We start from the raw sequence: 552 nt of genomic DNA, 5'->3' as shown, positions 1-552 counted from the left end.
TGGTACCAAGCGCAGGTGGTGTGGCCGAACATCCCCGCATCCCGCAGAGCACCCGTGGCATCGCGCTGGGTGCGGCCCACGTCCAGCACCCGGTCGCCCTTGGGGGAGGTGATCATCCGGCGCAGCACACTGTTGGGGGCCAGGGCACGGACCGCGGCCATGGAGACCACCTGCCCGTCCTGCGTCACCGCCGGACCCGCACCCGTAGCCGGGCCGTCTTCGGCCTGGAGGCCGAGGAAGGTGGGCAGGGGCACCATGATGTTGATCATCGCCACCGCAGCACGCTTGCGACCCTGACCGCCCTTGCCGCCCTTGCCGTCCCCACCCCCGGCACCCTCAGCGCCCTCGCTGGAGTCGGTGGGGCCGGTGGGGTTGGTCGCGGACCGGACCAGGTTCATGAACGCGTCATACATCCGCTCCGAGGACGACACGTGCAGCCTCTCGGGGTCATAGTCCGACTCGTGGGCCTTGAGCACACACCTAAGCTCCTCGGCGTGCTCACCCGGACCCCAGGCCTCGAACAGGTGAGTGCCATCAAAGGTGCGCACCAAA

The 552-nt window shown here is 69.0% G+C and carries 1 pseudogene; it reads right to left on the bottom strand.

The window, feature by feature from the left end:
• Positions 1-552, bottom strand: a pseudogene (locus tag ACYVD1_RS34835) (hypothetical protein); the annotation flags it as partial.

It is taken from the genome of Nocardiopsis nanhaiensis (assembly GCF_054778635.1).
The sequence above is the reverse complement of the archived record's forward strand: the minus strand, read 5'-3'. Positions and strand labels throughout refer to the sequence as shown.